Source organism: Streptomyces sp. NPDC059008 (genome assembly GCF_042749045.1).
GTDB lineage: Bacteria > Actinomycetota > Actinomycetes > Streptomycetales > Streptomycetaceae > Streptomyces.
On the sequence record NZ_JBHYJC010000008.1, the window covers coordinates 1 to 19,793 of the forward strand.

General features: G+C 74.0%; 20 protein-coding genes. 13 read left to right on the top strand and 7 right to left on the bottom strand.

Annotated features, from left to right (window positions below; genetic code table 11):
- Together ACFWZH_RS12630 and ACFWZH_RS12635 are read left to right on the top strand one after the other, a co-directional pair.
- On the top strand, positions 1-549 hold a 549-nt coding region (locus ACFWZH_RS12630), incomplete at its 5' end, for a hypothetical protein (protein ID WP_384428601.1).
- A 16-nt stretch (positions 550-565) separates the two neighbouring features.
- A complete protein-coding gene (locus ACFWZH_RS12635; RefSeq protein ID WP_384428603.1) occupies positions 566-1,291 on the top strand; it encodes a helical backbone metal receptor in 726 nt (241 codons plus the stop codon).
- 100 nt (positions 1,292-1,391) lie between these two features.
- Here the strand turns inward: ACFWZH_RS12635 and ACFWZH_RS12640 are convergent, their stop codons facing one another.
- Positions 1,392-1,664 carry a hypothetical protein gene (locus ACFWZH_RS12640; protein ID WP_384428605.1) on the bottom strand — a complete coding sequence of 91 codons (273 nt, stop codon included), beginning with the start codon at positions 1,662-1,664 and terminating at the stop codon, positions 1,392-1,394.
- A gap of 195 nt (positions 1,665-1,859) precedes the next feature.
- Between ACFWZH_RS12640 and ACFWZH_RS12645 the strand changes: the two genes are divergently transcribed.
- Positions 1,860-2,516, top strand: coding sequence for a maleylpyruvate isomerase N-terminal domain-containing protein (locus tag ACFWZH_RS12645; RefSeq protein ID WP_384428607.1), 657 nt, complete (start codon positions 1,860-1,862; stop codon positions 2,514-2,516).
- A 39-nt stretch (positions 2,517-2,555) separates the two neighbouring features.
- Here ACFWZH_RS12645 and ACFWZH_RS12650 read toward each other — a convergent pair whose 3' ends face one another.
- Positions 2,556-3,686, bottom strand: coding sequence for a TDT family transporter (locus ACFWZH_RS12650; RefSeq protein WP_384428609.1), 1,131 nt, complete (start codon positions 3,684-3,686; stop codon positions 2,556-2,558).
- 86 nt (positions 3,687-3,772) lie between these two features.
- Here ACFWZH_RS12650 and ACFWZH_RS12655 point away from each other — a divergent pair, with 86 nt between their 5' ends.
- Positions 3,773-4,696, top strand: coding sequence for a LysR family transcriptional regulator (locus ACFWZH_RS12655; RefSeq protein WP_384428611.1), 924 nt, complete (start codon positions 3,773-3,775; stop codon positions 4,694-4,696).
- Between the two features lie 114 nt (positions 4,697-4,810).
- Complete coding sequence (locus ACFWZH_RS12660) at positions 4,811-5,170, top strand: hypothetical protein (protein ID WP_384428613.1); 360 nt, start codon at positions 4,811-4,813, stop codon at positions 5,168-5,170.
- 5 nt (positions 5,171-5,175) lie between these two features.
- On the opposite strand, the gene ACFWZH_RS12665 is transcribed toward ACFWZH_RS12660, so the two are convergent.
- The 3 genes from ACFWZH_RS12665 to ACFWZH_RS12675 all read right to left on the bottom strand — a co-directional run bounded on the left by ACFWZH_RS12665 (position 5,176) and on the right by ACFWZH_RS12675 (position 8,311).
- Positions 5,176-5,874: a gamma-glutamyl-gamma-aminobutyrate hydrolase family protein gene (locus ACFWZH_RS12665; protein WP_384428615.1), complete on the bottom strand. Its 699-nt coding sequence runs from the start codon at positions 5,872-5,874 to the stop codon at positions 5,176-5,178.
- A 77-nt stretch (positions 5,875-5,951) separates the two neighbouring features.
- Complete coding sequence (gene eat / locus ACFWZH_RS12670) at positions 5,952-7,439, bottom strand: ethanolamine permease (protein WP_384428617.1); 1,488 nt, start codon at positions 7,437-7,439, stop codon at positions 5,952-5,954.
- A 140-nt stretch (positions 7,440-7,579) separates the two neighbouring features.
- Positions 7,580-8,311: a FadR/GntR family transcriptional regulator gene (locus ACFWZH_RS12675; protein WP_384428619.1), complete on the bottom strand. Its 732-nt coding sequence runs from the start codon at positions 8,309-8,311 to the stop codon at positions 7,580-7,582.
- A 73-nt stretch (positions 8,312-8,384) separates the two neighbouring features.
- On the opposite strand from ACFWZH_RS12675, the gene ACFWZH_RS12680 reads away from it, so the two are divergent.
- From ACFWZH_RS12680 to ACFWZH_RS12695, 4 genes are all read left to right on the top strand, one after another.
- Positions 8,385-9,752 carry a glutamine synthetase family protein gene (locus ACFWZH_RS12680; protein ID WP_384428621.1) on the top strand — a complete coding sequence of 456 codons (1,368 nt, stop codon included), beginning with the start codon at positions 8,385-8,387 and terminating at the stop codon, positions 9,750-9,752.
- A gap of 11 nt (positions 9,753-9,763) precedes the next feature.
- Positions 9,764-11,140, top strand: a complete 1,377-nt coding sequence (locus tag ACFWZH_RS12685) for an aldehyde dehydrogenase family protein (protein WP_384428623.1) — start codon at positions 9,764-9,766, stop codon at positions 11,138-11,140.
- On the top strand, positions 11,141-11,941 hold the full coding sequence (locus tag ACFWZH_RS12690; RefSeq protein ID WP_384428625.1) for a 3-oxoacyl-ACP reductase: 801 nt from the start codon (positions 11,141-11,143) through the stop codon (positions 11,939-11,941).
- A gap of 113 nt (positions 11,942-12,054) precedes the next feature.
- Positions 12,055-13,323, top strand: coding sequence for an HAD family hydrolase (locus ACFWZH_RS12695; RefSeq protein ID WP_384428627.1), 1,269 nt, complete (start codon positions 12,055-12,057; stop codon positions 13,321-13,323).
- Between the two features lie 34 nt (positions 13,324-13,357).
- On the opposite strand, the gene ACFWZH_RS12700 is transcribed toward ACFWZH_RS12695, so the two are convergent.
- Positions 13,358-14,581 (bottom strand): amino acid deaminase/aldolase, encoded by a 1,224-nt coding sequence (locus ACFWZH_RS12700; protein ID WP_384428629.1) that lies wholly within the window; start codon positions 14,579-14,581, stop codon positions 13,358-13,360.
- 245 nt (positions 14,582-14,826) lie between these two features.
- Between ACFWZH_RS12700 and ACFWZH_RS12705 the strand changes: the two genes are divergently transcribed.
- The 4 genes from ACFWZH_RS12705 (at position 14,827) to ACFWZH_RS12720 (ending at position 19,042) form a co-directional block, all read left to right on the top strand.
- A complete protein-coding gene (locus ACFWZH_RS12705) occupies positions 14,827-16,206 on the top strand; it encodes a hypothetical protein (RefSeq protein WP_384428630.1) in 1,380 nt (459 codons plus the stop codon).
- Positions 16,203-17,363: a type VII secretion-associated serine protease mycosin gene (mycP, locus tag ACFWZH_RS12710; protein WP_384428632.1), complete on the top strand. Its 1,161-nt coding sequence runs from the start codon at positions 16,203-16,205 to the stop codon at positions 17,361-17,363. Before ACFWZH_RS12705 ends, mycP begins: the two co-directional genes overlap by 4 nt.
- Before the next feature lie 50 nt (positions 17,364-17,413).
- Positions 17,414-18,145 (top strand): SseB family protein, encoded by a 732-nt coding sequence (locus ACFWZH_RS12715; protein WP_384428634.1) that lies wholly within the window; start codon positions 17,414-17,416, stop codon positions 18,143-18,145.
- Between the two features lie 114 nt (positions 18,146-18,259).
- On the top strand, positions 18,260-19,042 hold the full coding sequence (locus ACFWZH_RS12720) for an MIP family channel protein (RefSeq protein WP_384428636.1): 783 nt from the start codon (positions 18,260-18,262) through the stop codon (positions 19,040-19,042).
- Between the two features lie 87 nt (positions 19,043-19,129).
- On the opposite strand, the gene ACFWZH_RS12725 is transcribed toward ACFWZH_RS12720, so the two are convergent.
- Positions 19,130-19,510, bottom strand: coding sequence for a DUF1844 domain-containing protein (locus tag ACFWZH_RS12725; protein WP_384428638.1), 381 nt, complete (start codon positions 19,508-19,510; stop codon positions 19,130-19,132).
- Between the last annotated feature and the right edge of the window lie 283 nt (positions 19,511-19,793).

Sequence of the window (19,793 nt, forward strand, 5' to 3'; positions counted from 1 at the left end):
GGGCGGGCCCCGCTCCGGCAGTGCGCCGGGGCGGGGCCCGCCGCCCTTTCGCGGCTCACCCGGGCGGGTGCGGGTAGCGCGCGGGACGGCGGGGCGGGTGATTGGCTGGAGTGCGTGAAGCCCGCGCACGTAGCCGCCGCCGCCCTGATCGGCGCGGCCACCTTGGGGATCGCCGCGCCCGTCGCGTCGGCGCAGGTCGAGCCCGATCCGATGGTGGCCGGACAACGGGTGAGCATCAGCGACGGCAGGCACTGCGCGACGGCTTCAGGAGCGCGGGTGGCCTCGGCGCTCTTCGGCTCGGTGGTGCTGCGGCCGGGCGAGCGCGGGATGGCCGCCGACGCCACGGTCGCCGAACAGGCCAGGCCGGGGCGCTACCAGGTCACCATCGAATGTGCGCCGGGCGGAGCGAGGTTCACCGAGACCGTGACGGTGCAGGACAGCCGGGTGGAGGGAGTGAACGTGACACAGGCGGCCGGTGGTCTGGTGCTGTTCGTGCTGGCCGGCAGCGCGGCGTATCTGCTGCGCCGCAGGGCCGGCGGGCGCGCCTGAGCCGTACCGTGGACGGATGACCGTGCAGCGCGTGGTGTCCCTGGTGCCGTCCCTCACCGAGGCGGTGGCCGCCTGCGCGCCGGAGTTGCTGGTCGGGGTCACCGACTGGTGCAGCCACCCGGCCGGGCTGGCGGCCGCCCGGATCGGCGGCACCAAGAATCCCGACGCCCGGCGGATCACCGCCCTGGCGCCCGACCTCGTGCTCGCCAACGAGGAGGAGAACCGCCCGCAGGACCTGGCCGCACTGCGGGCCGCGGGCCTCGACGTCCTGGTCACCGAGGTGCGGACCCTGGACCAGGGGCTGCGCGAGCTGGACCGCGTACTGGTCGCGGGCTGCGGGCTGGCCCGCCCCGACTGGCTCGACGCCGCCGAGGCCGCATGGCGCGACCTGCCGGCCCGGCCGGCGCCGCGGAGCGCGGTGGTGCCGGTCTGGCGCCGGCCGTGGATGGTGCTCGGCCGGGACACCTTCGCCGGGGACCTGCTGGCCCGACTCGGCGTGCGCAACCTCTACGCCGGCCACGCCGAGCGCTATCCGAGGATCGCGCTGGACGCGCTGAACGCCGGTCCGGCCGACCTCGTGGTCCTTCCCGACGAGCCGTACCGCTTCACCACCGAGGACGGCCCCGAGGCGTTTCCCGGTCTGCCCGCCGCGCTGGTCAGCGGCCGCCATCTGACGTGGTACGGACCGTCGTTGGCCGAGGCCCCGGCCGTACTGGCGGCGGCCCTGGCCGCGGCGCGCTGAGCGACCGCGCCCGGGAACGCACGACGTCCCGCCCGCCCGGCGGGCAGGCGGGACGCGCCGCCGCGCCCCGGAGCAGCGTGCCGCGGGGTGCGGCGCGGTGTCAGCGGCGGCCGCGCCCGCCGGCGCGCACCAGGGTGCCGTCGATGTCGCCCGCGGCGGTCTGCTTGAGCGTGGCGACGGTCTTGTGGTTGTCGATGAGGATGTTCGTGATGCAGCCGTCCGAGGGGAACAGGAGGCTGAACGTCGCCGCGCAGTGCACGTCCTCGTTGAAGAACTCGCCGCCCCAGCCCTTGGCACTGGCGGTGCCCGACGCCGACAGCAGCAGCGCACCGGCCCCGAGGGCGCCCGCGACCAAACGCATTGCCTTACCCATGACGGAACTTCCTTCCTGTCTGGACCCGGTCCGGTGCCGGGATCACCGCGCTAACGAACCAGCAACGAGTGGATTACGCTGCGTTACTCCGTCGTGGTGACGGCGCTGCCGGGCGCGTCCGAGGAAGCGGGGAGCGGCACCCCGACCGCCCAAATCCGTTTGTCCGCCGTTCGGGCGCCGCACTACCTTGCCGGGGTGGATCTCTTCTCACGCTCCTGGGCGGCGCTGCGCACCGCGGTCGCCGAACTCCCGGACAAGGACTTCGAGCGGCCGTCCGGCTGCACCGGCTGGCTCGTACGGGACCTGGTGTGCCACCTGGTCATCGACGCGCAGGACGTCCTGATCACCCTCGTCACCCCCGCCGAGGCGGAACCGACCGTCGACGCCGTGACCTACTGGAAGGTCGGGGAGCAACCGCCGACCGGCGACGACCCGCTCGACGCGCTGATCGTCCGGCTGGCCGCCGCCTACGAGGAACCGCACCTGCTCAAGTTCCACCTCGACGACGTCGGCTCCGCCGCCGGCCGCGCCGCCGAACTCGCCGACCGCGGCGCCCGGGTGAGCACCCAGGACGAGGTCCTCACCGTGGGCGACTACCTCACCGCGTACGTCCTGGAGTGGACGCTGCACCACCTCGACCTGATCGCGCACCTCCCGGATGCGGCCCGGCCGCCCGCGGAGGCCCTGGCCCGGTCCCGCGCGCTGCTGGAGCAGATCGCCGGCGCCGCGTTCCCCGCGTCGTTCAGCGACCAGGACGCACTGCTGGTCGGCACCGGCCGCCGGGCGCCGACCGGCGAGGAGCGGGCCGCGCTCGGCCAACTGGCCGCGAGACTGCCGCTCTTCCTGGGCTGAACGGACGCGCCGCCGCCCGACGCGCCGGCGCGGCGGCGGTCAGCGCCCGGCCGCCGGCGGCGCTGCCGGCAGCCGGCCGTGTGCCAGGCCCGAGGCGGTGCGGGTGGCGGTCACCGCCACCGCCGTCACCAAGGCGGCGAACAGCGCCCCGGCCAGCCAGCCGAACACGCCCAGTCCGGTGTGCCGGGCCAGGCCCGCCGCGCCCGTGACGCAGGTCCCCAGGGGGAAGGTGAAGCCCCACCAGGTCATGGTGAAGCCCATGCCGTTGCGGAAGGCGCGGACCACCATCGCCGTCGCGATCGCCAGCCAGAGCAGCGCGAAGCCCATCACGGGCACGCCGTAGAGGACCGCGAAGGCGCTCATGGCGTGCGCGGAGGAGGCGTCCACGACTCCCGGGGCGACGTCGGCGAGGTTGTTCACGGCGGTGGTGGACTGGCCGAGCGGGCCGAGGACGAGGAACAGGGTCGGGGTGAGGGCGAGCGGCAGGGCGCCGTGGTGGAGCAGCCGGGAGACCACCAGCGGCAGCACGAGCAGCGTGGCCAGCAGGGACATGCCGAAGAGCGCGTAGCAGCCGAGCAGCATCGCCACCCGCCACTGGCCGGGCGGCAGATGGGGGACCAGCGCGGGCCCCAGCGCCGCCGAGACCATGGGGGCGACCAGCGGCAGGATCCACACCGGGGTGGCGTCGGCCGGCTCGATGCGGTGCCGGGTCACCATCAGGTACGGGATCACCGCGGCGCCCGTGAGGCCGACGAGCGTGCCCACGGTCCACAGGACGGCGTCGGCGGCCACCGCGGCCGGTTCGCCGACGACGTCCCGGCCGACCGCGAGCGTGCCGCCGCCGACCGCCAGCAGCGCCATGGCCAGGCAGCCGTAGAACGGGGCGACGGCCGGGTCGAGGAGGTGGCGCCTGGCCTGGTCGGGGTGACGGCGCCAGTGCACGGCCCGGGCGGCCAGCAGCGTCAGCAGCAGCACCGCCGACAGCGCCCAGACGGCCTGGTAGGCACCGCGCAGGCCGGGCGCCGTGAACGGGAGGGCCGCGCCGGCGTTGGCGACGATCGCCGTGCCCATGACGGAGGCGTACCAGTTCGGGCCGAGGTGGCGTACCGAGCGGGGGGTGCCGGGGGCGGCGGAGGTGGTGCGGGAAGGTGCTTGCACGAGTGTTGCCATGAAACGAGCCTGACCGCTGCGAACAGCCCCCACCAGGGACATTGTCTCTATGAGGGCATAAGCTGGGGTTATGTGTTGGGGGATTGATGGGTGAGGTCCAGCCCGCCTCGTTGTCGCACCGGGTCCCGGACCTCGGCGCGCTGGAGCTGCTGCTCGCCATCGCCCGGCTCGGCAGTCTGGGGCGGGCCGCCCGCGCGCGCGGGATCAGCCAGCCGGCCGCCAGCAGCCGCCTTCGCGCCATGGAGCGCCAGCTGGGGGTGGCGCTGGTCGAGCGGTCGCCGCGGGGCTCCCGGCTGACGGACGCCGGGGTGCTGGTGACGGACTGGGCGCGGCGGGTGGTCGAGGCCGCCGAGGCGCTGGACGCGGGCGCCCAGGCGCTGCGCGGGCGGCGCGACTCCCGGCTGCGGGTCGCGGCGAGCATGACGATCGCGGAGTACCTGCTTCCGGGGTGGCTGATCTCGCTGCGTGCGGAGCTGCCCGGGACGGCGGTCTCGCTGCTGGCGGGGAACTCCAGCGCGGTGGCCGAGCGGCTGGCGCGGGGCGAGGCGGATCTGGGCTTCGTGGAGGGGTTGGACGTGCCGGCGGGGCTGGACGGCGCGGTCATCGGGCACGACCGGCTGGTCGTCGTCGCCGCGCCGTCGCATCGCTGGGCGCGGCGCCGTACGGAGCTGACCGCCGCCGAGCTGGCCGCGACCCCGCTGATTTTGCGCGAGCGCGGCTCCGGCACCCGGCAGGTGCTGGACGCGGCGCTCGCCGAGCACGGCGGGCTGGCCGAACCGCTGCTGGAGCTCGCCTCGACCACCGCCGTGAAGGCCGCCGTGGTGAGCGAGGCGGCGCCGTCGGTGCTCAGCGAGCTGGCGGTCGGCGAGGAGCTGAGCGCCCGGCGGCTGGTGGAGATCCCGGTACGCGGGCTGCGGCTCGGCCGTGACCTGCGTGCCGTGTGGCCGGCCGGGCAGCGGCCGGTGGGGCCGGCCCGTCACTTGCTGGGGCTGACCCGCGCGACCTCCTGAGGCGGTGGAACCGCCCGTCGCCGGGGCCGCCCTTGCGTTAGTGTGTTCGAATCCTTGATCGCGTGCGCGCGACAGGGTCTGACCATGCGCCAACTACCACTACGGGGACCACACATGAGGATGAGGACGACGGCCGGGATCATCGCCTCCACGGCTCTGCTCGGCACCGCGCTGGCCGGCGGTGTCGCCACGGCCGCCACGCCGGGCACCGCGCACCCGGCCGCCGCGGCCACCACCGCGACGGCCGCCTGCGTCAACGCCGAGGCGCAGGAGAACGTGAAGATCCGCAAGGAGCGCAAGCTGAACAGCACCGCGGTCGGGCTGTTCACCAAGGGCGCGAAGACCTGCATCCGCGGCAAGGCCACGGGGCAGTCGTACAACCTCTGCGGACGCTCGGGCACCGACTGGATGAAGATCACCTTCCGGGGCAACACCGGCTGGATCCCCGGCGCCTGCGGGTCCCGGGAGGTCTGAGGCCCTCACGCCTCCGGGGACGCCCCGCCTGCCGCCGCCACCAGCGCGTCCATCACGCGGGTGTCGTCCCCGGCCTCCGGGTGCCACTGCACCGCCAGCGCGAAGCCGCGCGCGTCCGGCAGCTCCAGCGCCTCGATCGTGCCGTCCTCCGCGTACGCCGAGGCCAGCAGCCCGCGCCCGAGCCGGTCCACCGCCTGGTGGTGGTAGGTCGGTACCGCCACCGGCTCGGGCAGCGTGCGGCCCAGCAGCGTCCCGGGGACCGGCTTGATGTCGTGCCGCCCGAAGACCCCGGGCGGCCCGGCATGCCCGTCGAGGTGCTGGACGAGGGTGCCGCCCAGCGCCACGTTCAGCAGCTGCAGCCCGCGGCAGATGCCCAGCAGCGGTACGCCGCCGGCCAACGCGGCCTCGATCAGGGCGAGTTCCCAGGCGTCCCGGTCCAGGGCGGGCGGACCGGTGCGGGGGTGCGGCTCCGCTCCGTACCGCGCCGGCGCCACGTCCGCGCCGCCGGCGATCACCAGCCCGTCCAGCCGTGCCACCGCCGCGGCGGCCGTCGCCGGATCGCCCGGCGGCAGCAGGGCGGCCAGCCCGCCCGAGCGCTGGACCAGCTTCGGATAGCCGGCCGGCACCAGCGCGGCCGGCTGGGTCCACACGCCCCAGCGGGCCTCTTCCTGGTAGGTGCTGATGCCGATGAGGGGCTGGGACATGAGGTGGGGTCCTTAGTGCGTGCGGAGGGGGATCGGATCGCCGGTGCCGACCGGACGCCCGGCCGGCACCGGGTGTCTCAGTCGCGTTCGAGCTCGGCCTCGGCCGCCGCCAGCGCCGCGAACTCCTCCTCGGGCGCCGCGGCGACCAGCCGGTGCCGGGAGTAGAACGCGAAGTACGCCAGCGCCACGACGTAGACGCCGAGCGCGATGAAGGCGGCGTCCTTGTCGACCAGGAACGTCGCCACCAGCGCCGAGCAGGCCAGGACGAAGGCGACGGACGAGGTCAGCATGCGGCCCGGGGTCCGGTAGGGGCGGGGCAGACCGGGCTCGCGACGGCGCAGCACGATGTGCGAGAGCGCCATCAGGGCGTAGGAGATGGTGGCGCCGAAGACCGCGACGTTCAGCATCCGGGCGCCGTCGCCGGTGGCCGCGGCCAGCGCGAAGCCCAGCGCGCCGGGCACCAGCAGGCCCAGGTAGGGGGCCTTGCGGCGGCTGGTGAGGGAGAGGAAGCGGGGCAGGTAGCCGGCCCGGGAGAGCGCGAACAGCTGCCGGGAGCCGGCGAAGATCAGGGAGAAGAAGGACGCCACCAGGCCCGCCAGACCGGCGTAGTTGACGATCCGGCCGACGGTCGTGGGCTTGCCGTCCGGCTGCAGCGCCTGGACCAGCGGATCGCCCACCGACTGGATCGCGGCCGAGCCGCGCGCGCCGGTCGCGGCGACAAAGGTGATCAGCGCGAGCAGCAGCAGGATGCCCATCGCGGCGGCCATCGCCCTGGGCAGCGACCGGGCCGGGTCCTTGGTCTCCTCCGCCGCCAGCGGTACGCCCTCGATACCGAGGAAGAACCACATGCCGAACGGGAAGGCCGCCCAGATCCCGAGGATGCCGAACGGGAGCCAGGAGTTGGCGCCGAAGGCGCCGGCCTCGACGGGGATGTCGTTGAGCGCGTCCACATGGAAGTCGGTGAGGGCGGCGAGCGCGAAGACGACGAGCGCGGCGACCGCGATCGCGGTGACGATCAGGCTGAAGCGCAGCGCCTCCCCGACGCCCCACAGGTGGATGCCGATGAACAGCACGAAGCAGGCGAGGTAGACCGGCCAGCTGGAGTGCAGCCCGAACAGGCCGAGCGATTCGACGTAGTCACCGATGAAGATGGAGATCGCGGCGGGCGCCAGGACGTATTCGATCAGGATGGCGGTGCCGGTCAGGAAGCCGCCCCAGGTGCCCAGTGCCCGCCGGGCGAAGCCGTAGCCGCCGCCCGCGGTGGGCAGGATCGAGGCCAGCTCCGCCAGCGCGAAGACCAGACAGGTGTACATCAGGCCCATCAGGACGGCGGCGATCGCCAGACCGCCGAAGCCGCCGTGCGCCAGTCCGTTGTTCCAGCCCGAGAAGTCGCCGGAGACGACGTAGGCGACGCCCAGGCCGGTCAGCAGCAGCGGTCCCGCGCTGCCGCGGCGCAGCGTGCGCCGCTCCAGATAGGTCTCGTCGGGCGATGCGCCGCCGCCCGGTGTGCCGCCGTCCACGGAAGCGGTGGGCGGTGCGGTCTGCGATTCCGTGCTGTCGGCCATGAGCCGCTCCTGCCTCGCCGAAGGGGAAAATCGAGCAAAGGTTCAGCGGCATACCTTTGCCCTGGGTGCCGCTCCGGCGCAAGACCCGTGCGTAAAAGAATGGTTAACAGGGGAGCTCGCGGGGCCCGGCGCGGCCGGACTCAGGCCGCCGGACCGGTCAGGAAGCCGCGCAGCAGCGCCGCGGTCCCGCAGCAGTGCTCCCGCATCACCTCGCGCGCGCCGTCCGCGTCGCCCTCCAGTACCGCCTCCACCAGCGCGCTGTGCTGGGTCTGGGAATGCTCCAGATTGCGCACCAGCAGCGGAATGCAGTCCAGCAGATCGTTCACGCTCGCCCGCACCGCCGCGTACTGGGCCGCCAGCGACGGCGAGCCGGACAGCTCCGCCAGCGTCAGATGCAGCAGGGTGTCGCGCCGGCGGTAGTCCGCCAGCGGCGCCTCCTGGGTCGCCGCCAGGGCCTGGCGCAGCCGGTCGGCCTGCTCGCCGGTCAGCCCGTGGGCCGCGCACAGGCCCGCCGCGCCCACCTCCAGCACCTCCCGGAACCGCAGGGTGTCCTCGACGTCGATCTTCTCGATCCGGCGCCGCAGCTCGGCCTCGCCCTGGTTCTCCTTGCGTGCGCGCACGAACGTGCCGCCGTAGCGCCCGCGCCGGCTCTCCACCAGGTCCTCGTCCTGCAGCACCTTGAGCACCTCGCGCAGGGTGACCCGGCTGATCTGCAGCCGCTCCGCCAACTCCCGCTCCGCGGGCAGCCGTTCGCCCTGGGGCACCAGGCCCAGCCGGACGATCTGGAGTATCTGCTCCAGCGCCTCCTCGAAACCGTTGCCCGCCCGCACCGGCCGCAGCACAGGTGCCAGCCGATCAGCCGCATCGTCCATCGAAACCCCTTCCCAAGCAAAGGTTCGTGTGCATACCTTATGACCTCCGGATGCAGTGACAGGAGGCAACACCGTGGCAGACCGCACGCCCCCACTCTCCGTCGAGGAGCTCAGAGTCCTCGTCGACGCCGGGGAGATCGACACTGTCGTCCTCGCCTTCACCGACATGCAGGGCAGGCTCCAGGGCAAGCGGTTCGCGGCCCGATACTTCCTCGACACCGTCCTGGAGCACGGCACGGAAGGCTGCAACTACCTCCTCGCCGTCGACGTCGACCTCAACACCGTCGACGGCTACCAGATGTCCTCCTGGGAACGCGGCTACGGCGACTTCGCCATGCACGGCGACACCGCCACCCTGCGCCGCACCCCCTGGAACCCCGGCACCGCCCTGATCACCGCCGACCTGGCCTGGCACGACGGCTCGCCGGTCGTCGCCTCGCCCCGGCAGATCCTGCGCCGCCAGCTCGACCGCCTGGCCGAGCGCGGCTGGCGCGCCTACGCCGGCACCGAGCTGGAGTTCATGCTCTTCAAGGACACCTACGAGGACGCCTGGTCCCGCGGCTACCGCCAGATGACCCCGGCCAACCAGTACAACGGCGACTACTCCGTCCTCGGCACCGGCCGCGTCGAGCCCGTGCTGCGCCGCATCCGCAACGAGATGGGCGCCGCCGGGATGACCGTGGAGTCCGCCAAGGGCGAGTGCAACCTCGGCCAGCACGAGATCGTGTTCGTCTACGACGAGGCGCTGACCACCTGCGACCAGCACTCCATCTACAAGACCGGCGCCAAGGAGATCGCCGCCCAGGAGGGCATGGCGCTCACCTTCATGGCGAAGTACGACGAGCGCGAGGGCAACTCCTGTCATATCCACCTCTCGCTCCAGGACGAGCAGGGACGGCCCGTACTCGCCGATGACTCCGGCCCCTACGGGATGTCCCGCACCATGCAGCACTTCCTCGCCGGCCAGATCGCCGCGATGCGCGACTTCACGCTCTTCTACGCGCCCAACATCAACTCCTACAAGCGCTTCCGCCCCGGCTCCTTCGCCCCCACCGCCGTCGCCTGGGGCCCCGACAACCGCACCTGCGCGCTGCGGGTCGTCGGCCACGGCCGCTCCCACCGCCTGGAGAACCGCCTGCCCGGCGGCGATGTGAACCCCTACCTCGCGGTCGCCGCCATGGTCGCGGCCGGCCTGTACGGCATAGAGCACGAGCTGGAGCTCCCCGAGGCGACCACCGGCAACGCCTACGCCGGCGACGCCGCGCATGTCCCCACCACGCTGCGCGAGGCCGCCGAGCGGTGGGAGAACAGCCCGATCGCCCGGGAGGCCTTCGGCGACGAGGTCGTCGACCACTACCGCCACATGGCCCGCGTCGAGCAGGACGCCTACGACGCCGCCGTCACGGACTGGGAGCGCTTCCGCTCCTTCGAGCGCATGTAAGGAACCACGCTGTGTCCAATGGTCCGCACGAGTTGAAGATCCTCAACCCGGCCACCGAGGAAGTGGTGGCCACCGTCCCCACCACCTCCCCCGAAGAGGTCGACGCCGCCGTCCGCCGGGCGGCCGCGGCCCAGGAGGCCTGGGCCGCCGTCGCACCCGGCGACCGGGCCCGCCTGCTGCGCCGCTTCGCCGACGTCGTCGACGCCCATGTCGACCCGCTCGCCGAACTCGAACTCCGCGAGGCCGGCCACCCGCTGGGCAACGCCCGCTGGGAGGCGGGCAACGTCCGCGATCTGCTGCACTACGCCGCCGGGGGCGTGGAGCGCCTGACCGGCACCCAGATCCCGGTCGCCGGCGGGGTGAACATCACCGTCCAGGAGCCGCTCGGCGTGGTCGCCGTGATCGCGCCCTGGAACTTCCCGATGCCGATCGCCGCCTGGGGCGCCGCCCCGGCCCTCGCGGCCGGCAACGCCGTCCTGCTCAAGCCCGCCGAGACCACCCCGCTGACCGCGCTCCGGCTCGCCGAGCTGGCCCTGGAGGCCGGGCTGCCCGAGGGCCTCTTCCAGGTCCTGCCCGGCGAGGGGCCCGTCACCGGCACCGCGCTGGTCGACCACCCCGGCGTCGCCAAGGTCGTCTTCACCGGCTCCACCGCCACCGGCCGGCAGATCGCCGCCCGCTGCGCGGCGCAGACCAAGCGGCTCACCCTCGAACTCGGCGGCAAGAGCCCCAACATCGTCTTCGCCGACGCCGACATCGAGGCCGCCGCGGCCGCCGCCCCCGGCTCCTTCCTCGACAACACCGGCCAGGACTGCTGCGCCCGCAGCCGCATCCTCGTCCAGCGCGGCGTCTACGACCGCTTCATGGAGCTGCTGGAGCCGGCCGTCAAGGCCTTCACGGTCGGCGACCCGGCCGACCCCGCCACCCAGATGGGCCCGCTGATCTCCGCCGCCCAGCGCGAGCGGGTCCGGTCCTACGTCCCCGAGGACGCCCCGGCCGCGATCCGCGGCGAGGCGCCCGCCGGCAAGGGCTTCTGGTACCCGGCCACCGTCCTGGAGGGCCGCCCCGAGGACCGTACGGCCGTCGAGGAGATCTTCGGGCCGGTCGCCGTGGTCCTGCCCTTCGACGACGAGGCCGAGGCGGTGCGGCTCGCCAACGCCACCGACTACGGCCTGTCCGGCTCGCTGTGGACCCGCGACGTCGGCCGAGCGCTGCGCGTCTCGCGTGCCGTCGCGGCCGGCAACCTCTCCGTCAACTCCCACAGCAGCGTGCGCTACTGGACCCCCTTCGGCGGGTTCAAGCAGTCCGGCCTCGGCCGTGAGCTGGGCCCGGACGCGCTCGCCGCCTTCACCGAGACCAAGAACATCTTCATCAGCACAGAGGAGCGCTAAGTGACCGACCAGACCGCAGTGTGCCGCCGCCTCGTCGGCCGTACCGCCGTGATCACCGGGGCCGGCAGCGGCATCGGCCTGGCCACCGCCCGCCGGCTCGCCTCCGAAGGCGCCAACGTCGTCTGCGCCGACATCGACGAGACGGCCGGCAAGGCCGCCGCCGAAGAGGTCGGCGGCACCTTCGTCCAGGTCGACGTGACCGACTCCGACCAGGTCGAGGCGCTCTACAAGACCGCCTTCGACACCTACGGCTCGGTCGACATCACCTTCAACAACGCCGGCATCTCGCCGCCCGACGACGACTCGATCCTCACCACCGGCCTCGACGCCTGGAAGCGCGTCCAGGAGGTCAACCTGACCTCGGTCTACCTGTGCTGCAAGCACGCGCTGCCCTACATGCAGAGCCAGTTCGAGCGGACCGGGCGCGGCGGCTCCATCATCAACACCGCCTCCTTCGTCGCCGTCATGGGCGCCGCCACCTCCCAGATCAGCTACACCGCCTCCAAGGGCGGCGTGCTGGCGATGTCCCGTGAACTGGGCGTGCAGTTCGCCCGCGAGGGCATCCGGGTCAACGCCCTGTGCCCGGGGCCGGTCAACACCCCCCTGCTCAAGGAGCTGTTCGCCAAGGACCCCGAGCGCGCCGCGCGCCGCCTGGTGCACGTCCCCGTCGGGCGGTTCGCCGAGCCCGAGGAGATCGCCGCCGCGGTCGCCTTCCTCGCCAGCGACGACTCCTCGTTCGTCAACGCCGCCGAGTTCCTGGTCGACGGCGGCATCGCGGGCGCGTACGTCACCCCGCTGTAGGTCGCCTGTTGTTCACTTCCGGGTAAGCGCCACGGCGGCCGGACGTCGCTCGACGCCCGGCCGCCATGCGCTAGCGTCCGCCTTCGGTTCTTCGTTCGACAGGAGTGCGTTCCATGCTCAACAAGCGTCGCTGGCTGGCAGCCGGTGCTGCCCTCGTGGTCGCCGGAGGCGGCGTCGCGGTCGCCCAGACGGCCACCGCCAAGCCCGCCCCGCGCCACTGCCCCACCCTCCAGGTGTCCAAGGGCTGGTACGGCGACAACAAGGCCAAGCTGCAGAAGATGATCGACGAGCGCGGCAGCTGCTCCGGAGGCGGCGGCCCGCGGCCGGTCGCGACCTTCGACTGGGACAACACCGTCGTCAAGAACGACATCTCCGACGCCACGCTGTCCTGGATGCTCCGGCACGACAAGGTGCTGCGCCCGGCGAGCTGGAAGGCCACCAACAAGTGGCTGACCGACGACGCCGCCCGCGCGCTCACCAAGGCCTGCGGCACCTCCGTGCCCGCCGGCCGACCGCTGCCGACGTCGACCGACACCGACTGCACCGACGAGATCCTCGACGTCTACCAGGACGCCGAGACCTCCACCGGCAGACAGGCCTTCGAGGGGGAGTGGAACCACCGGCGCACCGTCCCCGAGTACGTCTGGATCACCCAGCTCTTCGCCGGCCACAGCCCCGAGCGGCTGACCGGCTTCGCCCGCGCCGCGCGCGCCGAGCACCTCGCCGCGCCGATCGGCACGGAGCAGAAGGTCGGCACGCACACGATGGAGGGCTACGTCCGCTACTACGCGCAGCAGCGCGACCTCATCGGCACCCTCAAGAAGGCCGGCTTCGACGTCTACATCGTCTCCGCCTCGGCGGAGCCGCTGGTACGCGCCTGGGCGCCCGGCGTGGGCATCGACCGCGACCACGTCATCGGCATCCGCAACCTCGTCCGCGACGGCAAGCTCACCACCGGCGTCCAGGGCTGCGGCGACGTGAAGGACACCAACGGCGAGGTCCTGACGTACATGGACGGCAAGCGCTGCTGGATCAACCAGGAGATCTTCCACGTCAAGGGAGCCAAGGCCTGGCGGCAGCAGGACCGGGCGCACCGCCCCGCCTTCGCCGCGGGCGACGCCGAGACCGATGTGACCTTCGTCGGCGACGCCACCGCGGGACACCTGGCCATCAACCGCAACAAGCCCGAGCTGATGTGCCGGGCCTACGACAACAGCGACCACCGCTGGCTGGTCAACCCGATGTTCATCGAGCCCAAGAAGCGCCAGACCGACCCGTACCCGTGCGCGACCGCCGGCTACACCCGGCCGGACGGCACGCTCGGTCCGGTCCACCGCGCCGACGGCTCGGTGATCCCCGACCAGCAGGACACCGTGTACTGACCGCACCGATCCCTACCGGGGAGGGCCGCGCCGGTCACAGAAAGGCGTGGCCCTCCCCGCGGTACGTCGGCACCGTGTCCACCACCTTGTCCCCGTCGACCAGTTGCAGCCGGCTGAACCGCTCGCACAGCTCACCGGCCTTGGCATGCCGGAACCACACCTTGTCGCCGATCGCCAGCCGGTCCGCGGCCGGCCCCAGCAGCGGCGTCTGCACCTCGCCGGGCCCCTCCTGCGGGTCGTAGCGCAGCCCGGCGGGCAGATGCGGCACCGGCAGCCGGTCCGCGCCCGCCACCCCCGACGCCGGATAGCCCCCGCCCAGCACCGTCACCACGCCGGGACCGGGCCGGCGCACCACCGGCTGGGCGAACAGCGCCGCCGGACGCCCGCTGAACGAACGGAAGTTGTCGAACAGCCGCGGCACGTACAGCCCCGATCCGGCCGCGATCTCGGTGACCGCCGCCTCCGCCGCCGTGTGCTGCACACTGCCGGTCCCCCCGCCGTTGACGAACTCCAGCCGCGGGGCCACCGCCCGCACCGCCCGTACGGCCTCCCAGCGGCGCCGCGCCAGCTCCTTGCGCGCCGCCGCCTGCATCATCCGGACCGTCCGCGAGAACACCGGCTTGCCGGCGACCTCGTCGCCCACACCCGCCACATGCCCCTCGTACGCCATCAGCCCCACCAGCCGGAACCCGGGGCGGCGCACCACCGTCCGGGCCAGCGCGGCCAGTTGGGCCGGTGCCCGCAGCGGCGAGCGCCGCGCGCCGACCCGCACCCCGCCGCCCAGCAGCCGGAAGGAGGTGTCCAACTCCAGGCACACCCGCACCTCCTCGCCGCCACGGCCACCGCCCGGACGCGCCGCGTCGATCAGATCGAGCTGCGCCGGATCGTCGACCATCACCGTCACCGCGCCGGCGAGCGCGGCATCGGCGGTCAGCTCGGCGAAGCCGGCCCGGTCCACCGACGGGTAGGCCAGCAGCACGTCGGTGAAGCCCGAGCGCGCCAGCCACAGCGATTCGGCCAGCGTGAAACTCATGATCCCGGCGAACCCGTCCCGCGCCAGCACCCGTTCCAGCAGGGCCCGGCAGCGCACCGACTTGCTCGCCACCCGGATCGGCTTCCCCTTCGAGCGGCGCACCAGATCCGCGGCGTTGGCGTCGAAGGCCTGCAGGTCGACGACGGCCAGCGGTGCGTCGAGGTGCGCGGTGGCCCGGTCGTAACGGGCCTTGTCGCCATACGCGTCGGCGGTGTGCTGGGACATGGCCCGCAGCCTGCCAGACCTCTCTACCACTGGGTAGGGGAGAGATCGCGACAGAGCGGACATGGCGGCGACTTGGAGTACCCCCTGCTCCTTGCGGGCTTGGGGGAGGGTTGGAGCGCCGACGGCGCCAGCCTTAGAGTGGCCCGACACCGCAACCAGCAGGTCAGCGGCGTGTTGTCCGGATACCAGCCACCCTGCCCCGATTGCGGATCGGGTCCGGGGACACGGCGCAAGGGGGAGCGCGGGTGAGCACCGACGCCGATTTCGCCGATGCGCGGCACATCCCGCCCATACCCCCGCGGCCGCCCCAGCAGCCCCCGGTGACCGCGGCGCCGCGACCGAACACCGACCCCCGTACGACCGTGCTGCGCCGGGTCCCGAGCCCGCCGCCCGCCCCGCCCACCAGGGCGCAGGCCGCGCAGCCCCCCGCCGACCCCACACCGCCCCAGCGGCCCACGCCCCCCGCCGCCCCGGCCGTCCCGCCGCGTCCCGCCGCGCCACCACCGGCGCCACCCACCGCGCAGCCCCCGCGCCCGCACCAGGCGCCCGGCTCCCCGGCACCCGCCGCACCGCCGCCGCCCCGGCGCCCGGACTCCTTCCGGGACACCGCCGCCTTCCACCTGGCCAACAGCCAGGAGCTGTGGAACGGCAACGGCGAGCCCGGCGCCGGCGCCCCGCCGCGGGCCCGCAGACCCGCCTCCGCCACCCCGTCCGCGGCGCCCGGCAGCGAACCGCCGACGCCCGCGGCCGAGCGTCCGCCGCAGCCGCCCTGGCCCCAAAGGCCCCTGCCGCACCAGACGGCCGGGGCCGTCCCCGGCATGCCCGCCGGGCCCCGGCCGCGGCCCTCGGCCGGCCGCCGCCCCGGCGCCCGGCTGGCCGCCGCCGCGGCCTGCCTGGTCCTCGGCATCGGCCTCATCGGCGGTGCCGCGGCCGGCAGTTGGCTCACCGACGACTCCGCCGACGCCCCGCCCACCCCGGAGGCCGCCTTCGCCGCGGGCCGCGACGTCTGGCGCAACACCCCCGTCGACACCCTCTTCCCGCGCACCGTCGAGGGCCTGGGCGTCGGCCCCGGTGGCGCCGACCGGACCTGGACCCGGATCGCCGTCGCCCGCGACAGCGGCTGCACCGGCGCCTACGACCGCCCGCTCGCCCAGGCGCTCACCGGGGCGGGCTGCGTCCGCCTGCTGCGCGCCACGTACCTCGACGCCACCCGCTCCAGCGTCATCACGGTCGGCGCGCAGACCGCCAAGGCCGACGCGGCCGGAATGATCGCTCTCAACACCCGCTTCAGCACCAAGAACCTGGGCAGCCGCACGGACCTGATGCCGCTGCCGTACGCCCCCGAGGGCACCCCGGCCGAGGGCTTCGGGCGCGCCCAGCGGGCCAGTTGGACCGTCCGGGTGCTCACCGACATCCCGGTGATCGTCTTCGCCGTCTCCGGCTTCGCCGACGGCCGGACCGTCTCCGCACCGCAGTCCGCCGAGGCCGCGGTCCGGCCGGGCGCCACCACCGCCCCGGCCGAGTCCGGCCTGGGCCACGACGCCAAGGACCTCGCGGACCGCATCGCGGCCGACTTCCGCACGGCGTCCGGCATCTCCTCGCACACCACGGAGTCCTCGCCATGACGAAGACCACGCTGCGCGGCGCCGCCGTCGCGCTGGCCTCCGCCGCGCTCGCCGTGCTGCCCTCCGTGCCCGCCCGGGCCGATGTGATCCGCGCCCAGGAGTGGGGCCTGCAGGCCGTCCACGCCCAGCAGGCCTGGCGTACGACCAAGGGGTCGGGCGTCACCGTCGCCGTGCTGGACACCGGTGTCGACGCCAACCACCCCGACCTGGAGGGCCAGGTCCTGCCCGAGAAGGACCTGATCGGCTTCGGCGCCGGCCCGGGGGACGTGGCATGGGCCCGGCACGGCACCGGGATGGCCAGCGTCATCGCGGGCCGGGGCCACGGCCAGGGCCGCCAGGACGGCGTGCTCGGGGTCGCCCCCGAAGCCAGGATCCTCCCGGTCCGGGTGATCCTGGAGGACAACGATCCGCAGCGCGGGCGGGCCCGCACGGAGAAGGCCGGCGCGCTCGCCGACGGCATCCGCTGGGCCGCCGACCACGGCGCCGACGTGATCAGCATGTCGCTCGGCGACGACAGCGAGTCCGCCCACCCCGAGCCGCGCGAGGACGCCGCCATCCAGTACGCCCTCGGCAAGGGCATCCCCGTCGTCGCCTCCGCGGGCAACGGCGGCGAGAAGGGCGACCACGTCTCCTACCCCGCCGCCTACCCGGGCGTCATCGCCGCCACCGCCGTCAACTACCGGCGCGAACGCGCCGACTTCTCCACCCGCCACTGGTACGCGACGGTCAGCGCGCCCGGCGACGAGATCGCCATGGCCGGCAACGGCAGCGCCTACGTCTCCGGCTGGGGCACCAGCCCCGCCGCGGCCTTCGTCTCCGGCGCCATCGCGCTGATCCGCTCCGCCCACCCCGACCTGAGCCCCGACCAGATCCGCCGCCTGCTCACCGCCACCGCCCAGGACTCCCCCGAGGGGGGCCGCGACGACGACTACGGTGCCGGACTGATCGACCCCGCCGCCGCCCTCAAGGCCGCCCCCGCCCTCAAGCCCGCCTCCCAGAAGCCGTCCCCCGCCGCCTACGCCGCTCGCTACTTCGGCCCCGGCCCCACCAAGGACGACCCCACCGCCGGCCCCGTCGACTGGGTCCCCTGGACCGCCGGCGCCGTCGGCCTGGCCCTCGTCGCCGCCGCGGCCCTCATCTGGCGAACCCGCTCCTGAGCCCCCCGGCACGCGACGGCGCGGCGCGCCGGCCAGATACGCTCGCCGACGTGCAGAAGAACATCCCCGATCCCGGCTTCTCCGACGACGACGGCTCGGCCGACCCCGCGCTGGCGGCCGCCCTGGCGGCGTACGACGACGACCGGAGCGCCGAGCCGCGGCTCCTCGCGGCGCTGGCCGGCGCCCGCGTACTCGTCCCGGTCGTCGCCCTCCTCGGCGAGGTCGAAACCGGCCCGGACGGCCTGCGCCGGGAGAAGACCAGCGATATGGCGGTCCCCACCCTCCAGGCTCCGGACGGCCGCCGCGCGCTGCCCGCCTTCACGTCGATGGAGGCGCTCCAGCGCTGGCGTCCGGACGCCCGCCCCGTGGCGGTGCCGCTCCGGCAGGCGCTGCTGGCCGCCTCCCACGAGCAGGCCGACACCCTCGTCATCGACCTGGCGGGCCCGGTCACCTACCAGCTCACCGGCCCCGCGCTGCGCGCCCTGGCGGAGGGCCGTACGACCGCCGACCCGCTCGCCGACCCGGCCGTCACCGACGCTTTGCGCGGCCTGCTCGCCGCCGAGCCCGCCGTGCTCGTCGCCCATCTCGCGCCGTCCGACGAGACCGACGGCACGCTCGCGCTCGGCCTCGCCGCCGGGGCGCCGACCGCTGAGGTCGCCCAGCGCCTGGCCCAGTCGCTGGCCACCGACGAGGTGCTGCGCGCCCGGCTCGTCCGCGGCCTGGACCTGGCCCTTCTGCCGCCCGGCGGCACGACGGCCGGGGAACCCCTCTTCCGGCGCTGATCCGCCGCCCCGGGGCCCGGCATCCCGCCCGGACCCGGGGCCGCCCAACGGGCGGGGTCGTCCCCAGGGCCGCACAATGCGAGGAGAGCTCAAGATCCACGCGAGGAGAGCCCCATGGAGAAATCCGAGACGGAGGCGGCGACCTCCACGATTCTGACCCGCGTCGTCGTGGCCGAGTTCCTCGGCACGCTGCTTCTGGTGTTCTTCGGCGTCGGCTCGGTGGTGCTGGCCGGCGAGTACATCGGCACCTTCGGCATCGCCCTGGCCTTCGGCTTCACGCTGCTGGCACTGGCCTACGCCCTCGGCCCGATCTCCGGATGCCACGTGAACCCCGCGGTGACGCTCGGCATGCTGCTGGCCCGCCGCATCACGGTGCGTACGGCCGTCGAGTACTGGATCGCCCAGATCGTGGGCGCCATCGTCGGCTCCGCGGTGCTCTTCCTGGTCGCCACGCAGATCCCGGGCCTGCAGACGCACGGGGCCTTCGGCACGAACGGCTGGGGCGACCGCTCGGCGGTGCACATCAACCTCGGCGGCGCCTTCGTCATCGAGATCGTGATGACCTTCCTGTTCGTCTTCGTGGTGCTGGCGGCCACCCACAAGGTGGCCGTGCTCGGCTTCGGCGGACTGGCCATCGGCCTGGCGCTGGCCGTCGTCCACCTCGTCGGCATCCCGCTGACCGGCACCTCCGTCAACCCGGCGCGGTCCATCGGCCCGGCCCTGTTCGCCGGCGGCGCCGCCATCACCCAGCTGTGGCTGTTCATCGTCGCGCCGCTGATCGGCGGCGCCCTGGCGGCCGTGGTCCATCAGGTCACCCATCCGCCCCATGAGCCGCTCATCGTCGCCGACGAGGGCATGCCCACCGACGCCGCGACCGGCCCCGGTGGACGACCCTGAGCCGGGGCGCCCCGCGCCCGCGCATGAGGAAGGGCCCCGGCCGTCTCCCGGCCGGGGCCCTTCCTGGGTGCGGAGAAATCCGTGGCTTCAGCCGTAAACGGGGCCGGTGAACTTCTCCCCGGGGCCCTGCCCCGGCTCGTCCGGCACGATCGACGCCTCGCGGAACGCCAGCTGCAGCGACTTCAGCCCGTCCCGCAGGGGGGCCGCGTGGTACGAGCCGATCTCGGTGGCGCTGGCGGTGACCAGCCCGGCGAGCGCCTGGATGAGCTTGCGCGCCTCGTCGAGGTCCCTGTGCGCCGCGCCGTCCTCGGCGAGCCCCAGGTTGACCGCCGCCGAGCTCATCAGATGCACCGCGACCGTGGTGATCACCTCGACCGCCGGCACCTCCGCGATGTCACGGGTCATGGCGTCGAAGTCGGGTTGCGCCGCGCTCGCGGCGTCGGGCTGCTGCGGGGTCTGGTCGCTCATGTCTTCGGGCTTCTTCCTGCTGAGGGGTCGGCTCCAGCCTATGGGCATCGCTCACGGGCCCCGCGTCCGGGAGTGTCATCAAGGGTGCGGAGCGCTCCCGCGCCGCCACCGGTGCCCGCACAGGAGTGGGTGCCACCTCTTGACTCGTGTATTCTGGTGTTCCGACCGGCCGGACACGCATGTGACCGGCCCACAAGTGGAGGCTCCGATCTCCCACCCGACCGACCTCAGGTTGGCGGGTCAACGGTCCGGCTGCGCCCCGCGGAGACTTCGCGGCGGTGCT

Excerpts from the sequence above, each read along its gene's own strand:
- ACFWZH_RS12635 (WP_384428603.1), top strand. The coding sequence starts at position 566 with ATGACCGTGCAGCGCGTGGTGTCCCTGGTGCCGTCCCTCACCGAGGCG.
- ACFWZH_RS12640 (WP_384428605.1), bottom strand. The coding sequence starts at position 1,664 with ATGGGTAAGGCAATGCGTTTGGTCGCGGGCGCCCTCGGGGCCGGTGCG.
- ACFWZH_RS12650 (WP_384428609.1), bottom strand. The coding sequence starts at position 3,686 with ATGGCAACACTCGTGCAAGCACCTTCCCGCACCACCTCCGCCGCCCCC.
- ACFWZH_RS12655 (WP_384428611.1), top strand. The coding sequence starts at position 3,773 with ATGGGTGAGGTCCAGCCCGCCTCGTTGTCGCACCGGGTCCCGGACCTC.
- ACFWZH_RS12660 (WP_384428613.1), top strand. The coding sequence starts at position 4,811 with ATGAGGATGAGGACGACGGCCGGGATCATCGCCTCCACGGCTCTGCTC.
- ACFWZH_RS12665 (WP_384428615.1), bottom strand. The coding sequence starts at position 5,874 with ATGTCCCAGCCCCTCATCGGCATCAGCACCTACCAGGAAGAGGCCCGC.
- eat (WP_384428617.1), bottom strand. The coding sequence starts at position 7,439 with ATGGCCGACAGCACGGAATCGCAGACCGCACCGCCCACCGCTTCCGTG.
- ACFWZH_RS12675 (WP_384428619.1), bottom strand. The coding sequence starts at position 8,311 with ATGGACGATGCGGCTGATCGGCTGGCACCTGTGCTGCGGCCGGTGCGG.
- ACFWZH_RS12695 (WP_384428627.1), top strand. The coding sequence starts at position 12,055 with ATGCTCAACAAGCGTCGCTGGCTGGCAGCCGGTGCTGCCCTCGTGGTC.
- ACFWZH_RS12700 (WP_384428629.1), bottom strand. The coding sequence starts at position 14,581 with ATGTCCCAGCACACCGCCGACGCGTATGGCGACAAGGCCCGTTACGAC.
- mycP (WP_384428632.1), top strand. The coding sequence starts at position 16,203 with ATGACGAAGACCACGCTGCGCGGCGCCGCCGTCGCGCTGGCCTCCGCC.
- ACFWZH_RS12720 (WP_384428636.1), top strand. The coding sequence starts at position 18,260 with ATGGAGAAATCCGAGACGGAGGCGGCGACCTCCACGATTCTGACCCGC.
- ACFWZH_RS12725 (WP_384428638.1), bottom strand. The coding sequence starts at position 19,510 with ATGAGCGACCAGACCCCGCAGCAGCCCGACGCCGCGAGCGCGGCGCAA.